Source organism: Pseudomonas sp. TE31087, from assembly GCF_057284075.1.
The window spans coordinates 5,787,571-5,807,879 of the sequence record NZ_JBXVNN010000001.1; the positions used below are offsets into that span (position 1 = coordinate 5,787,571).

Annotated in this window: 14 protein-coding genes and 2 pseudogenes; 7 read left to right on the top strand and 9 right to left on the bottom strand. The window is 64.8% G+C overall.

What is annotated here, in order from left to right; translation table 11 throughout:
* Positions 1-71 precede the first annotated feature (71 nt).
* Both hrpA and ACZ899_RS26300 read left to right on the top strand, forming a co-directional pair.
* Positions 72-3,981, top strand: a pseudogene (gene hrpA, locus ACZ899_RS26295) (ATP-dependent RNA helicase HrpA).
* Between the two features lie 219 nt (positions 3,982-4,200).
* On the top strand, positions 4,201-5,322 hold the full coding sequence (locus tag ACZ899_RS26300; RefSeq protein WP_234560277.1) for a beta-ketoacyl-ACP synthase III: 1,122 nt from the start codon (positions 4,201-4,203) through the stop codon (positions 5,320-5,322).
* 210 nt (positions 5,323-5,532) lie between these two features.
* Here ACZ899_RS26300 and ACZ899_RS26305 read toward each other — a convergent pair.
* Positions 5,533-6,778 (bottom strand): annotated as a pseudogene (locus ACZ899_RS26305) (putative porin).
* A gap of 238 nt (positions 6,779-7,016) precedes the next feature.
* Between ACZ899_RS26305 and ACZ899_RS26310 the strand changes: the two are divergent.
* Entirely contained in the window at positions 7,017-8,144 is a 1,128-nt protein-coding gene (locus ACZ899_RS26310) for a GNAT family N-acetyltransferase (protein WP_234560278.1), read from the top strand.
* 154 nt (positions 8,145-8,298) lie between these two features.
* Here ACZ899_RS26310 and ACZ899_RS26315 read toward each other — a convergent pair whose 3' ends face one another.
* Genes ACZ899_RS26315 through ACZ899_RS26330 form a run of 4 tightly spaced genes read right to left on the bottom strand, consistent with a single transcriptional unit; the run spans position 8,299 to position 12,483 of the window.
* On the bottom strand, positions 8,299-10,131 hold the full coding sequence (locus tag ACZ899_RS26315) for an ABC transporter ATP-binding protein (protein ID WP_234560279.1): 1,833 nt from the start codon (positions 10,129-10,131) through the stop codon (positions 8,299-8,301).
* Between the two features lie 51 nt (positions 10,132-10,182).
* On the bottom strand, positions 10,183-10,740 hold the full coding sequence (locus ACZ899_RS26320) for a peptidylprolyl isomerase (RefSeq protein WP_050706800.1): 558 nt from the start codon (positions 10,738-10,740) through the stop codon (positions 10,183-10,185).
* Complete coding sequence (locus ACZ899_RS26325) at positions 10,734-11,546, bottom strand: alpha/beta fold hydrolase (protein WP_234560280.1); 813 nt, start codon at positions 11,544-11,546, stop codon at positions 10,734-10,736. Before ACZ899_RS26325 ends, ACZ899_RS26320 begins: the two co-directional genes overlap by 7 nt.
* Before the next feature lie 13 nt (positions 11,547-11,559).
* Positions 11,560-12,483, bottom strand: coding sequence for a LysR family transcriptional regulator (locus ACZ899_RS26330; protein WP_028693074.1), 924 nt, complete (start codon positions 12,481-12,483; stop codon positions 11,560-11,562).
* 50 nt (positions 12,484-12,533) lie between these two features.
* Between ACZ899_RS26330 and ACZ899_RS26335 the strand changes: the two genes are divergently transcribed.
* The 4 genes from ACZ899_RS26335 to ACZ899_RS26350 all read left to right on the top strand — a co-directional run bounded on the left by ACZ899_RS26335 (position 12,534) and on the right by ACZ899_RS26350 (position 15,800).
* Positions 12,534-12,848, top strand: coding sequence for a 3-phosphoglycerate kinase (locus tag ACZ899_RS26335; protein WP_110739155.1), 315 nt, complete (start codon positions 12,534-12,536; stop codon positions 12,846-12,848).
* A 111-nt stretch (positions 12,849-12,959) separates the two neighbouring features.
* Positions 12,960-13,559 carry an FMN-dependent NADH-azoreductase gene (locus ACZ899_RS26340; RefSeq protein WP_203651432.1) on the top strand — a complete coding sequence of 200 codons (600 nt, stop codon included), beginning with the start codon at positions 12,960-12,962 and terminating at the stop codon, positions 13,557-13,559.
* Between the two features lie 309 nt (positions 13,560-13,868).
* Positions 13,869-14,750: a carboxylate/amino acid/amine transporter gene (locus ACZ899_RS26345; RefSeq protein ID WP_203651434.1), complete on the top strand. Its 882-nt coding sequence runs from the start codon at positions 13,869-13,871 to the stop codon at positions 14,748-14,750.
* A 165-nt stretch (positions 14,751-14,915) separates the two neighbouring features.
* A complete protein-coding gene (locus tag ACZ899_RS26350; RefSeq protein WP_203651436.1) occupies positions 14,916-15,800 on the top strand; it encodes a LysR family transcriptional regulator in 885 nt (294 codons plus the stop codon).
* A gap of 43 nt (positions 15,801-15,843) precedes the next feature.
* Here ACZ899_RS26350 and aepX read toward each other — a convergent pair whose 3' ends face one another.
* From aepX to ACZ899_RS26370, 4 genes are read right to left on the bottom strand one after another with little or no spacing between them, the layout of a single operon-like run.
* Complete coding sequence (gene aepX / locus ACZ899_RS26355; protein ID WP_203651441.1) at positions 15,844-16,734, bottom strand: phosphoenolpyruvate mutase; 891 nt, start codon at positions 16,732-16,734, stop codon at positions 15,844-15,846.
* Between the two features lie 28 nt (positions 16,735-16,762).
* Positions 16,763-17,590, bottom strand: a complete 828-nt coding sequence (locus tag ACZ899_RS26360) for a hypothetical protein (RefSeq protein ID WP_234560281.1) — start codon at positions 17,588-17,590, stop codon at positions 16,763-16,765.
* Between the two features lie 33 nt (positions 17,591-17,623).
* Positions 17,624-18,826, bottom strand: a complete 1,203-nt coding sequence (locus ACZ899_RS26365) for a pyridoxal phosphate-dependent aminotransferase (protein WP_234560282.1) — start codon at positions 18,824-18,826, stop codon at positions 17,624-17,626.
* A 43-nt stretch (positions 18,827-18,869) separates the two neighbouring features.
* Positions 18,870-20,090 carry an MFS transporter gene (locus ACZ899_RS26370; RefSeq protein WP_234560283.1) on the bottom strand — a complete coding sequence of 407 codons (1,221 nt, stop codon included), beginning with the start codon at positions 20,088-20,090 and terminating at the stop codon, positions 18,870-18,872.
* Between the last annotated feature and the right edge of the window lie 219 nt (positions 20,091-20,309).

Below are 20,309 nucleotides of genomic sequence, written 5' to 3' on the forward strand. Positions count from 1 at the left end.
TGCGACAATCGCGCCTCTTACGCCTGCCGATCATGAAAAAGCAGCACTCGCCTGCATCATTAAAAAGTCCCATGACAGACCACGCCATCGACCAACTGCTGAAGAACCTCGACCACGCCATGATCGCCGACCGCCATCGGTTGCGCCGGCAATTGCACGAGCTGCGCAAGCGCCCCGACGAGGGCAAGCTCGCGCAGTGGGTGGAAAAGGTCCAGGCCTCCTGCGCCCAGGTCACCGCGCGCCAGCAGAGCGTGCCGAGCATTCGCTACGACGACAACCTGCCCATCGCCGCCAAGCGCGACGAGATCAAGAAGGCTCTGGCCGAGCACCAGGTGCTGGTGATCGCCGGCGAGACCGGTTCCGGCAAGACCACCCAGCTGCCGAAGATCTGCCTGGAGCTGGGCCGCGGCAGCCATGGCCTGATCGCCCATACCCAGCCCCGGCGGATCGCCGCGCGCAGTGTCGCGGCGCGGGTTGCGGAGGAGCTGGGCACGCCGTTGGGGGCGCTGGTCGGCTACCAGGTGCGCTTCGAGGACCAGAGCGATTCGAACACCCTGGTCAAGCTGATGACCGACGGCATCCTGCTGGCCGAAACCCAGCACGACCGTTTCCTCGAGCGCTACGACACGATCATCGTCGACGAGGCTCATGAGCGCAGCCTGAACATCGACTTCCTGCTCGGCTACCTCAAGACCCTGCTGCATCGCCGCCCGGACCTGAAGCTGATCATCACCTCGGCGACCATCGATCTGGAGCGCTTCTCCAAGCACTTCGACGGCGCGCCGATCATCGAGGTGTCCGGGCGCACCTACCCGGTGGAAACCTGGTACCGGCCGCTGACCAGCGAGCACGACGAGGAGGGCAACCAGGTCGAGGAGGACCTGTCCGTCGACCAGGCGATCCTCGCCAGCCTCGACGAGATTGCCCAGCACGAGCGCAGCCAGGGCAAGGGCCCGGGCGATGTGCTGGTGTTCCTGCCCGGCGAGCGCGAGATCCGCGACGCCGCCGAGATCCTGCGCAAGGCGCAGTTGCGCCACACCGAGATCCTGCCGCTGTATGCGCGGCTTTCACCGGCCGAGCAGCAGCGGATCTTCCAGTCCCACAGCGGCCGGCGCGTGGTGCTGGCGACCAACGTTGCCGAAACCTCGCTGACCGTGCCGGGTATCCGCTACGTGATCGACAGCGGCACCGCGCGCATCAGCCGCTACAGCTACCGCGCCAAGGTCCAGCGCCTGCCCATCGAGGCGGTGTCCCAGGCCAGCGCCAACCAGCGTAAAGGCCGCTGCGGGCGTGTCGAGCCGGGCATCTGCATCCGCCTGTACAGCGAGGACGACTTCAACGGCCGCCCGGCGTTCACCGATCCGGAGATCCTGCGCACCAACCTGGCTGCGGTGATCCTGCAGATGCTGCACCTGCGCCTGGGCGCGATCGACGCCTTCCCGTTCATCGAGCCGCCGGATGGCAAGGCCATCAGCGACGGCTTCAACCTGTTGCAGGAGCTGTCGGCGGTCAACCGCGAGAACCAGCTGACACCACTGGGCCGCCAGCTGGCGCGCCTGCCGATCGATCCACGGTTGGGTCGCATGCTGCTCGAAGGCGCCCGTCAGGGCAGCCTGCAGGAAGTGCTGATCGTCGCCAGCGCGCTGTCGGTGCAGGACCCGCGCGAGCGCCCGCCGGAGCGCCAGCAGGCTGCCGACCAGGCGCACGCGCAGTGGAAGGATGTCGATTCCGACTTCGCCGCGCTGGTCAACCTGTGGCGCGGTTTCGAGGAGCAGCGCCAGGCGCTGACCGCCAGCCCGCTGCGCAACTGGTGCCGCAAGAACTTCCTCAACTACCTGCGCCTGCGCGAGTGGCGCGACGCCCATCGCCAGCTGGCGCTGATCTGCCGTGATCTGCAATTGGCGGTCAACAAGGACGCCTGCGACTACCAGCCCCTGCACAAGGCGATTCTCCGGCAGCGGCCTGCTCAGCCAGATCGGCCAGAAGACCGAGGAGGGCGACTACCAGGGCGCGCGTCAGCGGCGTTTCTGGGTTCACCCCTCGTCGGGCATCGGCCGCAAGCGCCCGCAGTGGGTGATGGCCGCGGAACTGGTGGAGACCACCAAGCTGTACGCGCGCATGGTGGCCAAGATCGAGCCGGACTGGATCGAGCCGCTGGCCACCCACCTGATCAAGAAGAACCACTTCGAACCGCACTGGGAGAAGAAGCGCGGCCAGGTGGTGGCCTACGAGCAGATCACCCTCTACGGGCTGATCCTGGTCGGCCGTCGGCCGGTGCATTTCGGCCCGATCGACCCGGTCACTTCCCGCGAGCTGTTCATCCGCGACGGCCTGGTCGGTGGCGAGATCCAGTCCCGGGCCAAGTGCCTGGCGGCCAACAAGCGCCTGCTCGAGCAGCTCGACGAGCTGGAGGCCAAGGCCCGTCGGCGCGATATTCTGGCCGACGAGGAGACGCTGTACGCCTTCTACGAGGCGCGCCTGCCCGAAGAGATCCACCAGACCGCGACCTTCGACAGTTGGTACCGGATGAACAGCCAGAAGGATCCGAACCTGCTGATCATGCGCGAAGAGGACGTGCTCGCCCGCGAGGCCAGCGAGGTCACCGCCGCGCAGTATCCCGACCACCTGCAGGTGGGCGAGCTGCGCCTGTCGCTGAGCTATCACTTCGAACCGAACCACCCGCGTGACGGTGTGACCGTGCGGGTGCCGGCGCCGCTGTTGCCGAACCTGCCGGGCGAACGCCTGGAATGGTTGGTGCCCGGCCTGCTGGAGGCCAAGTGCATCGCCCTGGTACGCAACCTGCCCAAGGCCCTGCGCAAGAACTTCGTGCCGGTGCCCGACTTCGTCAAGGCGGCCCTGTCGCGCCTGGCGTTCGGCCAGGGGGCATTGCCGCAGGCCCTGGGCCAGGAGTTGCTGCGCATGACCGGGGCGCGGGTGTCGGACGAGGCCTGGGCGGAAGCGGCCGGGCTGGTCGAGGGCCATTTGCGCATGAACATCGAAGTGGTCGATGCCCAGGGCAAGTTCCTTGGCGAAGGCCGCGACCTCGCCGAGCTGACCGCCCGCTTCGCCGCCGCCAGCCAGGCGGCGCTGGCCCTGCCGCGCAGCGAGAAGGCCGAGCAGCCGGTACAGGCCAAGGCCTTCGCGCAGGTGGCGCAGACCGCCCAGCAGAAGATCGCCGGGCTGTCGATGACGGTCTACCCGGCGCTGGTCGAGGACAACGGCACGGTACGCGAAGGGCGTTTTTCGACCCAGGCCGAAGCCGAGTTCCAGCACCGACGCGCCTTGCAGCGCCTGTTGCTGCAGCAGTTGGCGGAACCGGGCAAGTTCCTGCGTGGCAAGCTGCCGGGGCTGACCGAGCTGGGGCTGCTGTACCGTGAACTGGGCCGGGTCGAGGCGCTGGTCGAGGATATCCTCCTGGCCAGCCTCGACAGCTGTGTGCTGGAAGGCGAAGACCCACTGCCGCGCGATGGCGCGGGCCTGGCCTCGCTGGCCGAACGCAAGCGCGGCAACTGGACCGAGCACGCCGAGCGCCTGGCCCGCCTGACCCTGGAGGTGCTGAAGCTGTGGCATGGCCTGCAGAAGCGCTTCAAGGGCAAGATCGACCTGAGCCAGGCGGTGGCGCTCAACGACATCAAGCAGCAGCTGGCCAACCTGGTGTACCCGGGCTTCGTGCGGGAGACGCCGGGTGCCTGGTTCAAGGAGCTGCCGCGTTATCTCAAGGCGGTGGAACTGCGTCTGGAGAAGCTGGGTTCGCAGGTGCAGAAGGACCGGGTGTGGAGCGCCGAGCTGGCCAATTGCTGGGCGCAGTACCAGGCCCGCGCCGACAAGCATGCCCAGGAAGGCAAGCGCGATGAGCAACTGACCCTGTACCGCTGGCTGCTGGAGGAATACCGGGTGTCGTTGTTTGCCCAGCAACTGGGGACGAAGGTGGCGGTTTCCGACAAGCGACTGAGCAAACAGTGGAGTCAGGTGGAAGCCTAAGCTCCCAAAGTTGTGGCAAACTTGCAGGAATTTGCGGCCGCTGTGCGGCCGATCGCGGCACAAGGCCGCTCCTACAGGAGAACGCCGATTCTGTAGGAGTGGCCTTGCGCCGCGAACGAGGGCTCAGCCCTCGCCTCAAAATTGGTACCAAGGTGCCATTAAGTTGCCCTTATTCCGGCCAGCGCCTTGTGGCGATGGCCCCAGACCAGAGGAACGACCGTGCACAACGTCGTCATCAGCGGCACCGGCCTGTACACCCCGGCCCAAAGCATTTCCAACGAAGAACTGGTGGAATCCTTCAACGCCTGGGCACAGCGTTTCAACCGTGACAACGCCGCCGCCATCGAGCGTGGCGAGGTCGAGGCGGCGCCGCTGTCCGACGCCGCCTTCATCGAGAAGGCCTCGGGTATCAAGAGCCGCTTCGTCATGGACAAGGTCGGCATTCTTGATCCGCAGCGCATGAAGCCGCGCCTGCCTGAGCGCGGCAACGACGAACAATCGATCCTCTGCGAGATGGGCGTGGCCGCCGCCCGCCAGGCCCTGGAGCGTGCCGGGCGCACCGCCGCCGATGTCGACGGGGTGATTGTCGCCTGTTCCAATCTGCAGCGCCCATACCCGGCCATCGCCATCGAAGTGCAGCAGGCACTGGGTATCCAGGGCTTCGCCTTCGACATGAACGTGGCCTGCTCGTCGGCCACCTTCGGTATCCAGACCGCCGCCAACAGCGTGCAGCTAGGCCAGTCGCGCGCCGTGCTGGTAGTCAACCCGGAAATCTGCACCGGCCACCTGAACTTCCGTGACCGCGACAGCCACTTCATCTTCGGCGATGCCGCCACCGCCGTGCTGGTCGAGCGTGCCGACCTGGCCACCTCCGAACACCAGTTCGACATCGTCAGCACCAAGCTGCTGACGGCGTTCTCCAACAATATCCGCAACAACTTCGGCTTCCTCAACCGCGCGGCGGAAGAGGGCATCGGTGCTCGCGACAAGCTGTTCGTGCAGGAAGGCCGCAAGGTGTTCAAGGAAGTCTGCCCGATGGTCGCCGAGCTGATCGGCAAGCACCTGGCCGAGAACGATCTGCAACCGTCGGACGTCAAGCGCTTCTGGCTGCACCAGGCCAACCTGAGCATGAACCACCTGATCGTCAAGAAACTGCTGGGGCGTGAAGTGGCCGAGGAAGATGCGCCGGTGATCCTGGATCGCTATGCCAACACCAGTTCGGCGGGGTCGGTGATTGCCTTCCACCTGTATCAGGATGACCTGGCCAAGGGTTCGCTGGGGGTGCTGAGCTCGTTTGGTGCGGGGTATTCGATTGGTAGCGTGGTGCTGCGCAAGCTCTGATTTCCGGTTCGAGAATGCTGGGGCCGCTTTGCGGCCCTTTCGCGACACAAGGCCGCTCCTACAGGGAAATGCGATCCCCTGTAGGAGCGGCCTTGTGTCGCGAAAGGGCTGCGAAGCAGCCCCGGCTTTCTGACAGGCAAACAAAAAAAGCGGGAAATGCCGGATGGGGTCGGCATTTCCCGCTCAGAGTGGAGCAAGGGCGCGTAGCGCTTAGAACTTGGCTTCCAGGTCGACCTGCAGGGTATCGACGTCAGCATTGTTGTTCGGCAACTGCGACAGGTCGGTCTTGGCCATCAGGTAGGCCGCGCCCAGCGAGAAGTTCTTGTCGATCTCGTAGCCGACCTTGAACTTGTGGCCACGCGAACCGGTAAAGCCGGCGCCGAAGTCGGAGTCGGTGAACAGGCTGACCACGGCGTTGCGCTGCACGTCGCGGTAGTTGTAGTCCAGGCTCCAGGCGCCCAGCTTGGTCTTCAGACCCGCCAGCCAGGCCTTGTCCTCGCCGTCGGTGCTGTCGGTGTTCTTGACGAACTGGCCATAGGCCGACAGCGGGATAGCGAAGCCGGTGAAGTCCACCTGGCCAAAGCCTTCAGCCAGGTTGAACTCGGTGGTGGTGTTGCCGAAGCTGCGCAGCACCGGCCGACTTCTTGTCGTTGTCGAAGCCGTAGAGGCTGCCGCCGACGGTGACCTTGACGCTGTCAGCCAGGTTGAACTTGGTGCCCAACTGGCCGTGGTACAGCTGCGCGTCGTGCTTGAACTGCACGCCGTCGCCGTCGACGTTGTCCTTGAGGGTGTAGTGACCGGCGCTGCCGAATACTTCGGCGCCGCCCAGGTTGGTCTTGTAGGTGACGGCCACGCCTTCCGGGTTGATGTCGCTGTCCCAGATGATGTCGCCCATGCTCACCCACGGCTGCAGCATCTTGCCGCCGATCAGGTGCAGGTTCGGCACGGCGGTCGGGTGCCAGTCGAGGTAGGCAAGGTCCACCCACAGCGATTTCTTGTCGAAGTAGTTGTCCAGGCTCTGGTTGGTCGAGCGGGCGTCCGAGCTGCTGCCGGTGGCCACGCGAATGCCGGCGTCGACCTGCGGGTTGATCTCGCTGTAGAAACCGACGCGGGCACGCACACGCTCGCGGTCCTGGTTGCCGCTGCGGCTGTTGGGGTTGTCGACGTTGACGTCTTCGTAGCGCAGGCGCACGTCACCCTTGATCTGGGTCTTGGCGGCCCATGCCACTTTTTGTTCGAAGGAGCTCAGGCGCTCGGACTGAGCTTTCTGGTCGGCCTTTTCCTTGGTTTCCTTTGCCAGGTCGCCCTGCAGTTCGGTGTACTGCGCCTGGTTGATCGAGCCGTTGGCGCGGAGTATTTCGAGCAGCTTGGCGTCGACAGCAGCACTGGCCGGAGTACTCAGAGCCAGCATCATGCCGGTGAGGCTCACTCCAGTAAGTGTAGAAACAAGACGCATAAGGTTCTCCCTGTTGGAAAAGTGGGGAGGCTCAAGCGCCCGCCCCCGAGTTGGCATGTCTTCGGAAAGGGCCTGTGTAGACAGGTTCTGGGGTTCCGGAAAACAGGCGCAAGTATTGCGGGGGGGAATGACAGAATAATGTCTGAATAGTGGCACTGTTGTTAAGTAAACAGGACGTCATTTGTGTGTCACGGCGGCTTTGGCAATACTGGCGCCCTGTCCATAGCGAGTTGCAACCGTGATCAGCCTTCACAGCCTTGCCCACCTGCGCGACCTGCCGGCGACCACCTGGGACGCGCTGGTGCCCGATGGCCAGCCGTTCCTGCGCCACGCCTTTCTCAGTGCCATGGAAGACAGTGCCAGCGTGGTCCCCGACACCGGCTGGGCCGCCGAACACCTGGTGCTGGAGCGCGATGGCGAGGTGCGGGCGCTGCTGCCGGCGTACCGCAAATGGCATTCGTTCGGCGAGTACGTGTTCGACCATGGCTGGGCCGATGCCTGCGAGCGGGCGGGCATCGCCTACTACCCCAAGCTGCTCGGCGCGGTGCCGTTCAGCCCGGTCGCCGGGCCGCGCCTGCTGGCGTCCGACCCTGCTGATGGCCTGCTGCTGTTGCAGGCGATTCCCGAGTACCTGGGCAAGGGTGGGCTGTCGGGGGCGCACATCAATTTCACCGACAGCGTGCTGGACGCGGCCATTGCCGGCCAGCCGGGCTGGCTGGAGCGCCTGGGCTGCCAGTTTCACTGGCGCAACCGGGGTTACCGGGACTTCCAGGATTTTCTCGACACCCTCAGCTCACGCAAGCGCAAGCAGATGCGCAAGGAGCGCGAGCAAGTGGCGGGGCAGGGGATCGACTTCGCCTGGTACCGCGGTGATGAACTGAGTGAGGCGCAGTGGGACTTCGTCTACCGCTGCTATGTCAACACCTATGCCGTGCGCCGCCGGGCGCCGTACCTGACTCGCGAGTTCTTCAGCCTGGTGGCCGAGCGCATGCCCGAGGCGATTCGCGTGGTGATTGCCCGGCAGCAAGGGCGCGAGGTGGCGATGGCCTTCAGCCTGATGGGGGGTGACAGCCTGTATGGCCGCTACTGGGGTTGCCTGGACGAATTCGACCGCCTGCATTTCGAGACCTGTTTCTACCAGGGCATGGATTTCGCGATCGGCGAAGGCCTGCAGCGCTTCGATGCCGGGGCCCAGGGCGAGCACAAGCTGATTCGCGGGTTTGAGCCTGTGATCACGCGGTCGTGGCATTACCTGCTGCACCCGGGGTTGCGCCGGGCGGTCGCGGACTTTTTGCGTCAGGAGCGTGAAGGGGTGATGGCCTACGCCGAGGAGGCGCGGGGGATGTTGCCGTATCGACAGGTTTGAGGTGCCTGGCCACACGCTATCCCTGTAGGAGCGGCTTTGTGTCGCGAAAGGGCCGCAAAGCGGCCCCAGGATTCAGCGTTGATGCAAAGATCGCCGGGGCCGCGTTGCGGCCCTTTCGCGACACGAGGCCGCTCCTACAGGGGCCGCGTCTAACTCAATCGACGCCGACAAACCCCCCGGTCTGGTGATGCCACAACCGTGCATACAACCCGCGCTGTGCCAGCAGCTCGGCATGGCTGCCGCTTTCGACGATATGCCCCTTGTCCAGCACGATCAGCCGGTCCATGCGGGCGATGGTCGACAGGCGGTGGGCGATGGCGATCACCGTCTTGCCCTGCATCAGCGTCTCCAGGCTCTCCTGGATTGCCGCCTCGACCTCCGAGTCCAGCGCCGAGGTGGCCTCGTCCATGATCAGGATCGGCGCGTTCTTCAGCAGTACCCGGGCGATGGCGATGCGCTGGCGCTGGCCGCCGGAGAGCTTGACGCCACGCTCGCCGACATGGGCGTCGAAGCCGGTGCGGCCCTGGGCATCGGACAGCTGCGGGATGAACTCGTCGGCCCGGGCCCGGCGCACCGCCTCCCAGACCTCCTCGTCGCTGGCCTGCGGCCGGCCGTACAGCAGGTTGTCGCGGATCGATCGGTGCAGCAGCGAGGTGTCCTGGGTGATCATGCCGATCTGCGCACGCAGGCTGGCCTGGTTGACCTCGGCGATGTCCTGGCCGTCGATGAGGATGCGCCCGCTGTCGATGTCGTACAGGCGCAGCAGCAGGTTGACCAGGGTCGACTTGCCGGCGCCGGACGGGCCGATCAGGCCGATCTTCTCGCCAGGGCGGATGTCCAGGTTCAGGGCATCGATCACCTTGCCGCCTTTGCCGTAGTGGAACTCGACATGGTCGAAGCGCACCGCGCCGCGGCTGACCTTGAGCGCCGGGGCATTGGGCCTGTCGCTGACGGTGACCGGCTGGGCGATGGTCTGCAGGCCGTCCTGGACCATGCCGATGTTCTCGAAGATGCCGTTGACCACCCACATGATCCAGCCGGACATGTTGACGATGCGGATCACCAGGCCCGTGGCCAAGGCGATGGCGCCGACGCTGATCAGCGACTGGCTCCACAGCCACAGGGCAAGGCCAGTGGTGCTGACCACCAGCAAGCCATTCAGCGAGGTGATGACCACGTCCATGCTGGTGATCACCCGTGAGGCCAGCTGGGTCTTCTCGGTCTGCTCGCTGATCGCCTCGCGGGCGTACTGCTGCTCGTAGTCGGTGTGGGCAAACAGCTTGAGCGTGGCGATGTTGGTGTAGCCGTCGACGATGCACCCCATCAGCTTGGAACGGGCGTCGGAAGAAATCACCGAACGCTCCTTCACCCTGGGCACGAAGTAGTACAGCGCACCGATATAGCAGGCGATCCACACCAGCAGCGGCAGCATCAGCCGCCAGTCGGCCTCGGCGAACAGCACCAGCGCACTGATGGCGTAGATCAGCACGTGCCACAGTGCGTCCACCGCCTGCACCGCCGAATCGCGCAGGGAGTTGCCGGTCTGCATGATGCGCTGGGCGATGCGCCCGGCGAAGTCGCTCTGGAAGAAATTCAGGCTCTGCTTGAGCACGTAGGTGTGGTTTTGCCAGCGGATCAGGCTGGTCATGCCCGGACTGATGGTCTGGTGCACCAGCAGGTCATGCAGGCCGAAGAACACCGGCCGCAGCACCAGCACCACCACCAGCATCCAGATCAGCTCGCCGCTGTGCTCGCTGAAGAAATTGGCGTTGGGCGTGCCCTGGGCCAGGTCGATGATCCGGCTCAGGTAGCTGAACAGCGCCACCTCGATCAGCGAGGCGACCAGGCCGACGATCAGCAGGGCGAGGAAGCTCGGCCACACCTGGCGCAGGTAATAGAGATAGAAGGGCCAGACCTTGGCGGGAGGCGCCTCGCTGGGCGCCTCGCGGAAAATGTCGATCAACTGCTCGAAACGACGGTACAGCATGGGTGACTACACTCCTGTTCGACCCGACTCACGTCCCTGTGTGGCGCGGGATCAGTCGATGCGTTTGGCCGACTTGATGTAGACCGGATCCGCCGGTACATCGCGCATACCTTTCTTGACGGTGGTCGGCGAGTTGACGATCTGGTCGACCACCTCCATGCCCTTGGTGACCTTGCCGAACACCGCGTAGCCACGGTCGCGGCCCGGGTTGAGGAAATCGTTGTCGGCGACGTTGATGAAGAACTGGCTGGTGGCCGAGTTCGGGTCGGAGGTACGGGCCATGGACAGGGTACCGCGAGTGTTCTGCAGGCCGTTGCTCGCCTCGTTGCGGATCGGGTCTTGGGTGCTCTTCTGCACCATCTGGTCGGTGAAGCCGCCGCCCTGGACCATGAAGCCCGGGATCACGCGGTGGAAGATGGTGTTGTTGTAGAAGCCGCTGTCCACGTACTGGAGGAAGTTCTTGGTACTGATCGGCGCTTTTTCTGCGTTCAGCTCGATCTCGATCTTGCCAAAGCTGGTGACCAGCTCAACGTGCGGGGTCTTGTCGGAAGCCATGACACTGGTGGCGAAGGCGACCGAGCAGGCGGTGAGCAGAAGTTTTTTCAGCATGGGCTCAAAGATCCTTGAGAGGTGGAAGCGGCTGCGAGGAACTGCAGCACGGTACGGTTGAAGACTTCAGGTTGATCCAGGGGCGTAGCGTGCCGCGAATCGTCGATGACCGCCAGTCTGGCATTGGGCATCAGGGCGACGTAACGCTCCTTCAGTTGTATCGGTGTGTAATCGTGGTCGGCGGCGATCACCAGGGTGGGACAGCGGATCTGGCCGATGCGTTCCTGCACGCCCCAGTCGACGATGGCGTCGAAACTTTTCAAATAGGCACGTTTGTCGTTGCGCGCCCAGCGCTCGGCCATCTTGCGCCGCAATTCGGCCTGCTCCGGCTTGGGGAACAGCCGCGCGGCCAGGCCCTTGCCGACGGTCTCGACACTGAGCAGGCGCGCCAGGCTCCAGCGCTTGAGCCACCAGATCCAGTCGCTGCGGGTGCGGCGCTTGACCTCGGGGGCACTGTTGACGATGCACAGGCTGCGCAGCCAGTCGGGGTGGTCGACGGCGAACTGGAAACCGAGCATGCCGCCCATGGACAGGCCGACGAAGTGCACCGGGCCGGTGTCCAGATGGCGCAGCAAGGCCAATAGATCCTCGCTGAAGGTCTTTATCTGGTAGCCCTGGCGTGGCTTGGACGATTGCCCGTGGCCGCGGATGTCCATGAGGATCACCCGGTACTGGCGGCTGAGCTCGGGCACCTGCAGTTCCCAGTCCTGGCTGCTCGAACCCAGCCCGTGCAGCAACACCAGGGGCTCGCCCTGGCCGTGTTCCTGGTAATGCAGCAGGCATCCGTCATGTTCGAAACAGGCCATGGGCGCGGTCCTCTCAGGCTTGCGGGGGGGCTGCGAAGGGCACGTCCAGCGGCGCGGTGTCGAAGTTGCGCAGCAGTTCGATGAGGATCTGCGTGGCCGGGCCCAGGGTCTTTTCCTTGCTCGAGTAAAGGTAGAACAGTGGATGGCGGCTGCCACCCTGATCCAGCGGTAGGGGCTTGAGCACGCCTTCGCGCAGCTCGCGCTCGATCATGTGCCGGGGCAGCCAGGCAAAGCCCAGGCCGCTGCCGACGAAGGTCGCCGCAGTGCCCAGGCTGCCCACTGTCCAGCGCTGCTCGGCGCCGAGCCAGCCGACATCGCGCGGCTGTGCCCGGCCCGAGTCGCGGATCACCACCTGCAGCTGGCTTTCCAGGTCCTGGAAGGTGATCTCGCGACCCATGCGGTGCAGGGCGTGCTCGGGGTGGGCGACGGCGATGAACTCTACCGGGCTCAGTTCGGTGCCCAGGTAGCCGCCGATGTTGAAGCTGCTGATGGCAAGGTCGGCGATGCCTTCGTGCAGCACTTCCTCGACCCCGGACAGCACCTCTTCGCGCAGGCGTACCCGGCAGCCGCGGCTCTGCGGCATGAAGGCGGCCAGGGCGCGCACCAGGCGGGCGCTGGGGTAGGCGGCGTCGACCACCAGGCGCACTTCGGCCTCCCAGCCCTGTTCCATGTGGTGAGCCAGGTCTTCCAGCTGGCTGGCCTGCTTGACCAGTTGCCGCGAACGGCGCAGCAGCACGCTGCCGGCCTCGGTCAGCACCGCCTTGCGTCCATCGATGCGCAGCAATGGCACGCCCAGTTGCTCCTGCATCCGCGCCACGGTGTAGCTCACCGACGACTGCGAACGGTGCAGGGCCTCGGCGGCCTGGGCGAACCCACCGTGGTCGACCACTGCCTGCAGGGTCCGCCACTGATCCAGGGTAACGCGCGGTGCTTTCATCCAGGGCTCCTGTTGTCCTAAGCTGCGCTCTTCCCAAGGAGAGCGCCCGTATGAAGAAATGTTGTGCGGCTTTGCTGTTGTGCCTGCCCCTCGGGGCCATGGCATACCCGATCGATGTGGAAAAGGACCTGACCGGGGTCAAGGTCGACTACACCGCCTACGACACGGCCTACGACATTGGCTCGATCAGCCTCAACAACTATGGGCAGGTGCCGGCGGCGTGCAAGGTCACTTTCCGCAACGGCCCCGAGGCGCCACGGGTGCGCCGGGTCAATGTGCCCGCCGGCAGGAGCGTGGATGTCACCGCCAAGTTCAACCGGCAGATCATCAAGCTGCGCATCGTGCTCGACTGCAAAGCGCAATAAAACAGATTAATCGATAGGTTGATCCCACTTTTTACGCTTTTTTATCGATAGGTCAACCACTAATCTCACCTCCATCGAATCGCCACCCTTTACCGCCGATGGAGGCACCCCATGTCCCGCGTACTGATCATCGAAAGCAGCGCCCGCCAGCAGGATTCCGTTTCCCGTCAACTGACCCTGGACTTCATCCAGCAATGGCAAGCGGCGCATCCGGCTGACGAGATCAAGCTGCGCGACCTGGCCGTGAACCCCGTGCCGCACCTGGACGCCAACCTGCTCGGCGGCTGGATGAAGCCCGAGGAGCAGCGTAGCGCCGCCGAGCGTGACGCGCTGGAGCGTTCCAACGCGCTGACCGACGAACTGCTGGCTGCCGACGTGCTGGTGATGGCTGCGCCGATGTACAACTTCACCATCCCCAGCACCCTGAAAGCCTGGCTGGATCACGTGTTGCGCGCCGGCATCACCTTCAAGTACACCCCGACCGGCCCGCAGGGCCTGCTCAACGGCAAGCGCGCCATCGTCCTGACCGCCCGCGGCGGCATCCATGCCGGTGCCAGCAGTGACCACCAGGAACCCTACCTGCGCCAGGTGATGGCTTTCATCGGCATCCATGATGTGGACTTCATCCACGCCGAGGGCCTGAACATGAGCGGCGAGTTCCACGAGAAGGGCCTGAACCAGGCCAAGGCCAAGCTGGCCGCGGTGGCCTGAGCCGCGACGAATTCCCAACCCTGACACCTTGTTGCTCCTTTGGGTGTGCCTGCCCGGCCAGTTTATGGCCGGGCTTTTTTATGCTCGTAAGAACGACGTGGGAGCGGGCTTGCCCCGCGATAGCGCCAGATCGGTCGAAGTTGTTTGCCGAGCCTGTGCCATCGCGGGGCAAGCCCGCTCCCACGCATATCCGCCAGGCGGGCGTGCAACACAGGAGAGCGATGACCCCAAGCACCCCCACAATCCCCATGGTTGAACTGCCCAGGCCCAACCCGCTAAGGTCCCCGCCTTGATCCACGAGGGCCAACCATGGGCTACCTGATAATCGTCGCGCTGATCCAGGCGTACTCCTTCAACCTGATCGGCGAATACCTGGCCGGCCATGTCGACAGCTACTTCGCCGTACTGGCCCGCGTTGTCCTGGCCGGCCTGGTGTTCCTGCCGCTGACCCGCTGGCGCCAGGTCGAGCCGCGCTTCATGCGCTCGATGCTGCTGATTGGTGCGCTGCAGTACGGCATCACCTATGTCTGCCTGTACCTCAGCTTCCGCGTGCTGACGGTGCCGGAGGTGCTGCTGTTCACCATCCTCACCCCGCTGCATGTCACCTTGATCGAGGATGCCCTGAACCGGCGCTTCAACCCCTGGGCGCTGCTCGCCGCCCTGGTGGCGGTGGCCGGCGCGGCGGTGATCCGCTTCGACACGGTCACCGGCGAGTTCTTCATCGGTTTCCTGTTGCTGCAACTGGCCAACTTCACCTACGCCGCCGGCCAGGTGCTGTACCGCCACCTGGTGGCCCGTCACCCCAGCGACCTGCCGCACTACCGGCGGTTCGGCTATTTCTACCTGGGCGCGTTGCTGGTGGTGTTGCCGGCCTTCCTGTTGTTCGGCAATGCCCAGCACCTGCCGAGTACCGACACCCAGTGGCTGGTGCTGCTGTTCCTGGGCCTGTGTCCGACGGCGCTGGGGCTGTACTGGTGGAACAAGGGCGCCTGCCTGGTCTCCGGCGGTACCCTGGCGGTGATGAACAACCTGCATGTGCCGGTGGGCTTGCTGCTCAACCTGCTGATCTGGAACCAGGACGAACCGCTCGGGCGCCTGGCCATTGGCGGTATGGTGATCCTCGCGTCGGTGTGGTTGAGCCGTTTGGGCGGTCCGCGTGCAGGGCTGCCGGGGGCCGCCTCGTCGCGCTGAGGTATCTGCGCAAGACGAAGGCGCCCGCATGGGCGCCTTCGTCATTCACGGGGGCAATACCAAGGCAGGCTTTGCCCGGCCGATGGTGGCAGGCAAGATGGACACAGGCGGCTCAAGATCGCCCGTTCCGACAATGGATTTGCCTGACACTACAAGGAAGAGACCGTGAACCTTGACCTGACCGACCTGAAACTGTTCATCAAGATCGCCGAGTCCCCCAGCCTGACCCAGGGCGCCAAGCGTGCATGCCTCTCGCCTGGAGCCGCCAGCATGCGCATCAAGTCGATGGAAGCCGAGCTTGGCGAGGGGCTTTTTCATCGCCAGCACAAAGGGCTGGTGCTGACCCTGGCAGGTCAGCGGTTGTTGATCCATGCCCGCAAGATCCTGCGCCAGCTGGAAGTGCTCAAGGCCGAATTCGACCACCGCGAAGAGCCTGACGGAGCAAGCATGCGCATGTATGTCGCAGGCTTCAGCGCATTCGAGTCGACCCAGCGCCGGCTGGTGCGCTATCTCGCCGATCACGCCAATGTCGCCATCGACCTGCAGCAACGCACGGCCGGGGATATCGTTCGCGGCATTCGCGAGGGCGCCGTTGACATGGGCGTGGTGCTCGGCAGCGACCCTGTGGAGGGTTGCGCCTCGATCGCCCTGCCGGTGCTCAACTACGTGGCGGTGCTGCCCAGGCATCATGCATTGGCCGCCAGCGCCTCATTGCGCCTGGGCGATGTGCTGCGCCACCCCCAGGTCGGGTTGGCGACCGACAGTGCACTGTGCCGTCTGATCGAGCAGCAGGCCGATATCGATGGTGTCGCGGTCCAGTTCAGGATCAAGGTGTCCGGCGCCGAGTCGCTATGCCGGATGATTGCCGAAGGCGTCGGTATCGGTATCGCATCGGATGCGGCGGTGCAGCCTTATCTCGATGGCTGTGGCCTGGTGGCCCGACGCCTCGATGAAAGCTGGGCGCGCCAGCAGCACATGATGCTGGTCAGGCATTTCGAGCGCATGCCGCGGCATGTCACCGAACTGGTTTCCTACCTGAGCGCCGCCTGAGCAAACCCGGCAAAGGGGCCGCGTTGCGGCCCCGATGGGTCGGTCATCGTGTGCCGGGCACCAGGCTGAGGATTTCATCGATGGGCATGCAGGCCGGCTCGATCTCGTAGGCCCGGTCGTGCTCGAGGATGCTGGTGGCGACCTGGCGCATGGCCGAGTAGGCGCCGCGTAGCATGTGGTTGGCGTAGATCACCGCATTGAAACCGGCATCGGCCAGGCACGAGAAGGTCAGTTGCGGGTAGCTGGTCGGCACGCAGACCAGGGGTGTGTGCGGATGGGTCTGCTTGAAGCGGCGGGCGAATTCGAGGATCTCCTCGCCCGTGCTCTTGCGGCTGTGGATCATGATGCCGTCGGCGCCGGCCTCGGTGTAGGCGCGACAGCGTGCGAGGGCGTCATCCAGGCCTTTTTCCAGGATCAGGCTCTCGCAGCGGGCGAAGATCATCATCGAGCCCCCCAGGCGATGTTGGGTGCCGACCCTGATCTTGTCGCAGAAGTGCTCCATGGTTTCCTGCTCCTGGTGCACGCTCAGGCCCAACAGCGAGTTTTTCTTCAGCCCGCATTTGTCCTCGATGACGATCGCCGACACCCCGGCGCGGGCCAGCCACTGCACATGGATGGCGAAATGCTCGATCTTGCCGCCGGTGTCGGCGTCGTAGATCAGCGGCAGGTCACAGATTGCGAGGATTTCGTTCAGTCGTTCCAGGCGGTCGCTGGGCGAGAGGATCTCGATGTCCGGCAGGCAGCGCTGGGTCGAGTCGGTCAGCGAGCTGGACCAGATGGCATCGTAGCCCAGGCTGCTGTCGCCGGCGCCGAGGCGCACGCTCTTGGCCAGCATGGCCGAGATCGGGCTGTGTGCCTCGAGTACCCGCAGGCAGGCTTTTTCACTGAACAACTGGCGCAGGTCGATGCGCGCGTCACGCTTGATCACGTTCATATGCCTCATCCCTGTTGTGAGGTGTTCGTCAGGCGGCGAGCACCGACTCCATCTTGTCCAGGTGCTCGCAGGCTCTTTTCACGTATTCGCAGGACAGCGCCTCGATGCGCGTGTAGTCCAGTGCCTGGCGGGTGGCGCGGCAGTAGAGTTCGAGGGCGCTGGTGGCATGGAAGAAATGCTGCGCCTCGACCGCGCCGCAATGCACGCTGAGGAACGAGGCGATGCGATGCGCCTCGCCCGGGGTCTTGCCTTGCGCCTCCTTGAGCCAGTCCTTCCACAGGGGCGTCATCACGTTGTATTCCCCGGTATTGAACAGCTCGGTCATCGCCATCATCTCGATGGCCTCGACCAGTTGCGGGGCGAGCGGCCGCTTGCTGCCCACCCAGGTGGAGAATTCCTTGGTCACCGGGTTCAGGTAGCGGTCCTGCAGGCGCCAGTCCTCCGAGCCGCAGATGGCGGTGGCCATGCGCGCATACAGCTTGGAGTGGTGCGGGTGGCCGTGCATCTCGCCCAGGCCGATGTCCTCGACGATGATTTCGCCGCAGTGACGGGCGGCGTCCTGCAACAGCAGCCGGGCCTGGGGATCGTCGATGGCCTCGGACTCCTGCAGCAAGCGCACGATGATGCTTGATACCGCATGGGCGGCACCGTCCGGGCTGCGCCAGCCACAGAAGAAGGTGCACAGGCTTTCCCGTGACCAGGGTTTGGCGGTGATGCGCTGGTAGGTATCGAGGTAGTCCTCCAGCAGGTCGGCGTGCACCTCGAAGCCTTTTTTCAGGGCGCTGGCCAGCCGTTTGTCCTGCACATCGGTCAGGGCCTGGTCGACGAATGACAGCATGAAATCCATTTTCTTCATGTCATGTTCTCGCGGGTTGTGGGAAGTCCGGGGTCAGGCAAGCATTGCAATGAAGTCGGTGAAGCGGCCCAGGCCCTCCTCGAGGTCCTGCGGGCTTACCGAGTAGGACAGCCGCACGGCGCTCGGGTCGCCATTGCTGCAGCCGGGCACCAGGGCGATGCGCGCCTCGGTCAGCAACAGCTCGCAGAGGTGGCTGGCGTCGCGGATCGCCTCGCCCTGGTAGCGTTTGCCGAGCAGGCGGGTGATATCCAGGTAGAGGTAGAACGCGCCCTGTGGTGGCGAAAAGCGGATCGCCTCGAGCTTGCCGAGCAGCGCCGTGGCGATGGCCAGCTGCCGATCGAGCTGGGCATTGACCTGGGCACCGAACCGCTGCGCGCCGTCGCCATCCAGTGCGTTGAGCGCCGCGTACTGGGCCAGGCTGCTGGGATTGGAGGTGGTGTGGGCCTGCAGGTTGTGCATGGCCGCGACCACCGCCTTCGGCGCACAGGCATAGCCCAGGCGCCAGCCGGTCACTGCCTGGCTCTTGGAGAACGAGTCGATGATGATGGTCGAGGCCTTGAGCTCGGGCAGCAGCGCGACCAGGTTGTGGTGTTGCTGGCCGTTGCGCAGCAGGCTGCGGTAGCACTCGTCGAAGATCACCCAGAGCTTGTGCTCCAGGGCCAGCTCACCGATGGCGAGCAGTTCCCGTGGGTCATAGACCACCCCGGTGGGGTTGTTGGGGGTATTGATGATGATCGCCTTGCTGCGCGGCGACAGCGCGGCCTTGACCGCCGTGCCGCGCAGGCTGTGGTGGTCGCTCTTGGTGTCGACGAACACCGGACGTGCACCGGCCAGTTCGACCTGGGTGGGGAAGGTTTCCCAGTAGGGCCTCGGGATGATCACTTCATCACCCGGATTGAGCAGCACCATGGCGCTGTTGAACAGGGCTTGCTTGGCACCGCTGGACACCGCGATCTCGTCGGCGCCGTAGTCGACGCCCAGGCGCTGGCTGACACTGCTGGCCAGGGCTTGGCGCAGCCGCGGATTGCCCAGGGGGGGGGTGTAGCGGTTCCACTGTTCGTGGACCGCCGCGATGGCGCCGTGGCGCATGTCCGGTGCGGCGTCGCTGGACAGCTCGCCGGCGGCGAAGTTGATGACCTTGATGCCGGCGTCACGCAGGGCGTTGGCCTTGCTGCGCATGCTCGAGGTGCCGGGCGCGCTGATACGCGCGGATCGTTGCGACAGTCCGTTGCTCATGGTTCACGTCCTTGTTGTTCTTGATCTGGAGCGATGTTGCGGATCAGCGGCGCGGTAGTCCCTTCATGCCGTTGTAGATCACCAGGCACAGCGGCAAGGTCAGCAGCAGCACGCAGGCCAGCACTACCAGGCCTTCGACGACACCGGCCTGGTCGGATATCGCGCCGATCAGCACCGGGGCGAGGGCGCCACCACCCACGGTCCCGGTATAGAACCAGGCGAATACCCGGTCGCGCCGGTCCCGTGGGGCGAAATCCGGAACCAGGCCGCCAAGTACCGACGAGGTGCCGTTCAGCGCCACGCCGATCAGCGGCATCACCAGCATCAGGGCGCCATAGGGCAATACCAATGCCAGCAGGATCAGCAGCGCGGTCAGCACTTCCGTGCAGATCACCGTGCGCACCGGCCCCAGGCGTGCGCCGAGGTAGCCGCAGAACAGCTTGCCGAAGGCGCCGCCGATGAACAGCAGGGCCAGGGCCAGGCCGATGTGCTCGGTGTTGGCGCCCTTGCTCTGCAGCAGGAACGGCAGGAAGGTCAAAAAGCCCATGCGCACGCCGCTGTCGATGCTGCCGGTGGCGATCAGCGCCATCAGGCCGGTTGGCGTGCCGGTCGCGTCGGCGACCTTGGTCTTCTTGCTGGCGGTTTCGTGGGCCTGGTTCTTCGGCATCAGCCACCACAAGGCGAAGGCGGCGGCGATACCAAGCACGCCGAGCAGGGTGGCGTTGGTCTGCCAGGAGATGTAGACCAGCACCAGCCCGGTCAGACCGGGGATGACCGCCTTGCCGATATCCCCGGCGAAGTTGTACTGGGCCAGCGCCTGCTTGACCCGCCCGCTACCTTCGTAGGCGTCGGATACCAGCGCCGAAGCCAGCGGGTGCTGGGTGCTGGCGCCGAGGCCACCGATCATCAGCGCCAGCAGCAGCAGATTGATATCCGTGGCCTGGGCCGCCAGCAGGTAGGCGAAGCCGGCGAGGGCGGTGCCCCTGACAAGCAGGGTTTCGCGCCCCCATTTGCGTGCGCCGCGGCTGGCCAGCAACTGGAAGCCGGCCATCATCCCGGCGTAGGCGCCGCGCAGCAGGCCGACCTGGGCATAGCTCAGGCCGAAGGCGGCCTGCCAGATAGGCAGCAGCACATAGATAACGTCGGTCAGGCCATCGTGCACGCCATGGGCCAGGCTGCCGGCGGCCAGTGCCTTGCGGCGGTTGGCCGGATCGCTGCGGTCCGGTTCGTCGAGTGGTTTTTCCAGGGAGATGTCCTGACGCATCGCTTGCTCGCAGTCCTTTGGCCGATACCGTGCCGCCTGTCATTGGGGCGACCTGTTCGCTGCAGGTTAGGAGAAGCGGGGAGAGGCGGGTATTCGTATTTCTCGAAGGCTGGCGTTTAATAATTCTGAAATACTTGTAACTAATTGTTTCTTTGTGCTTTGTGAGAGCACAAGGCCATTGTGCACAGCTGAAAAAACTTTCCGTTCGTCAGCGATCCG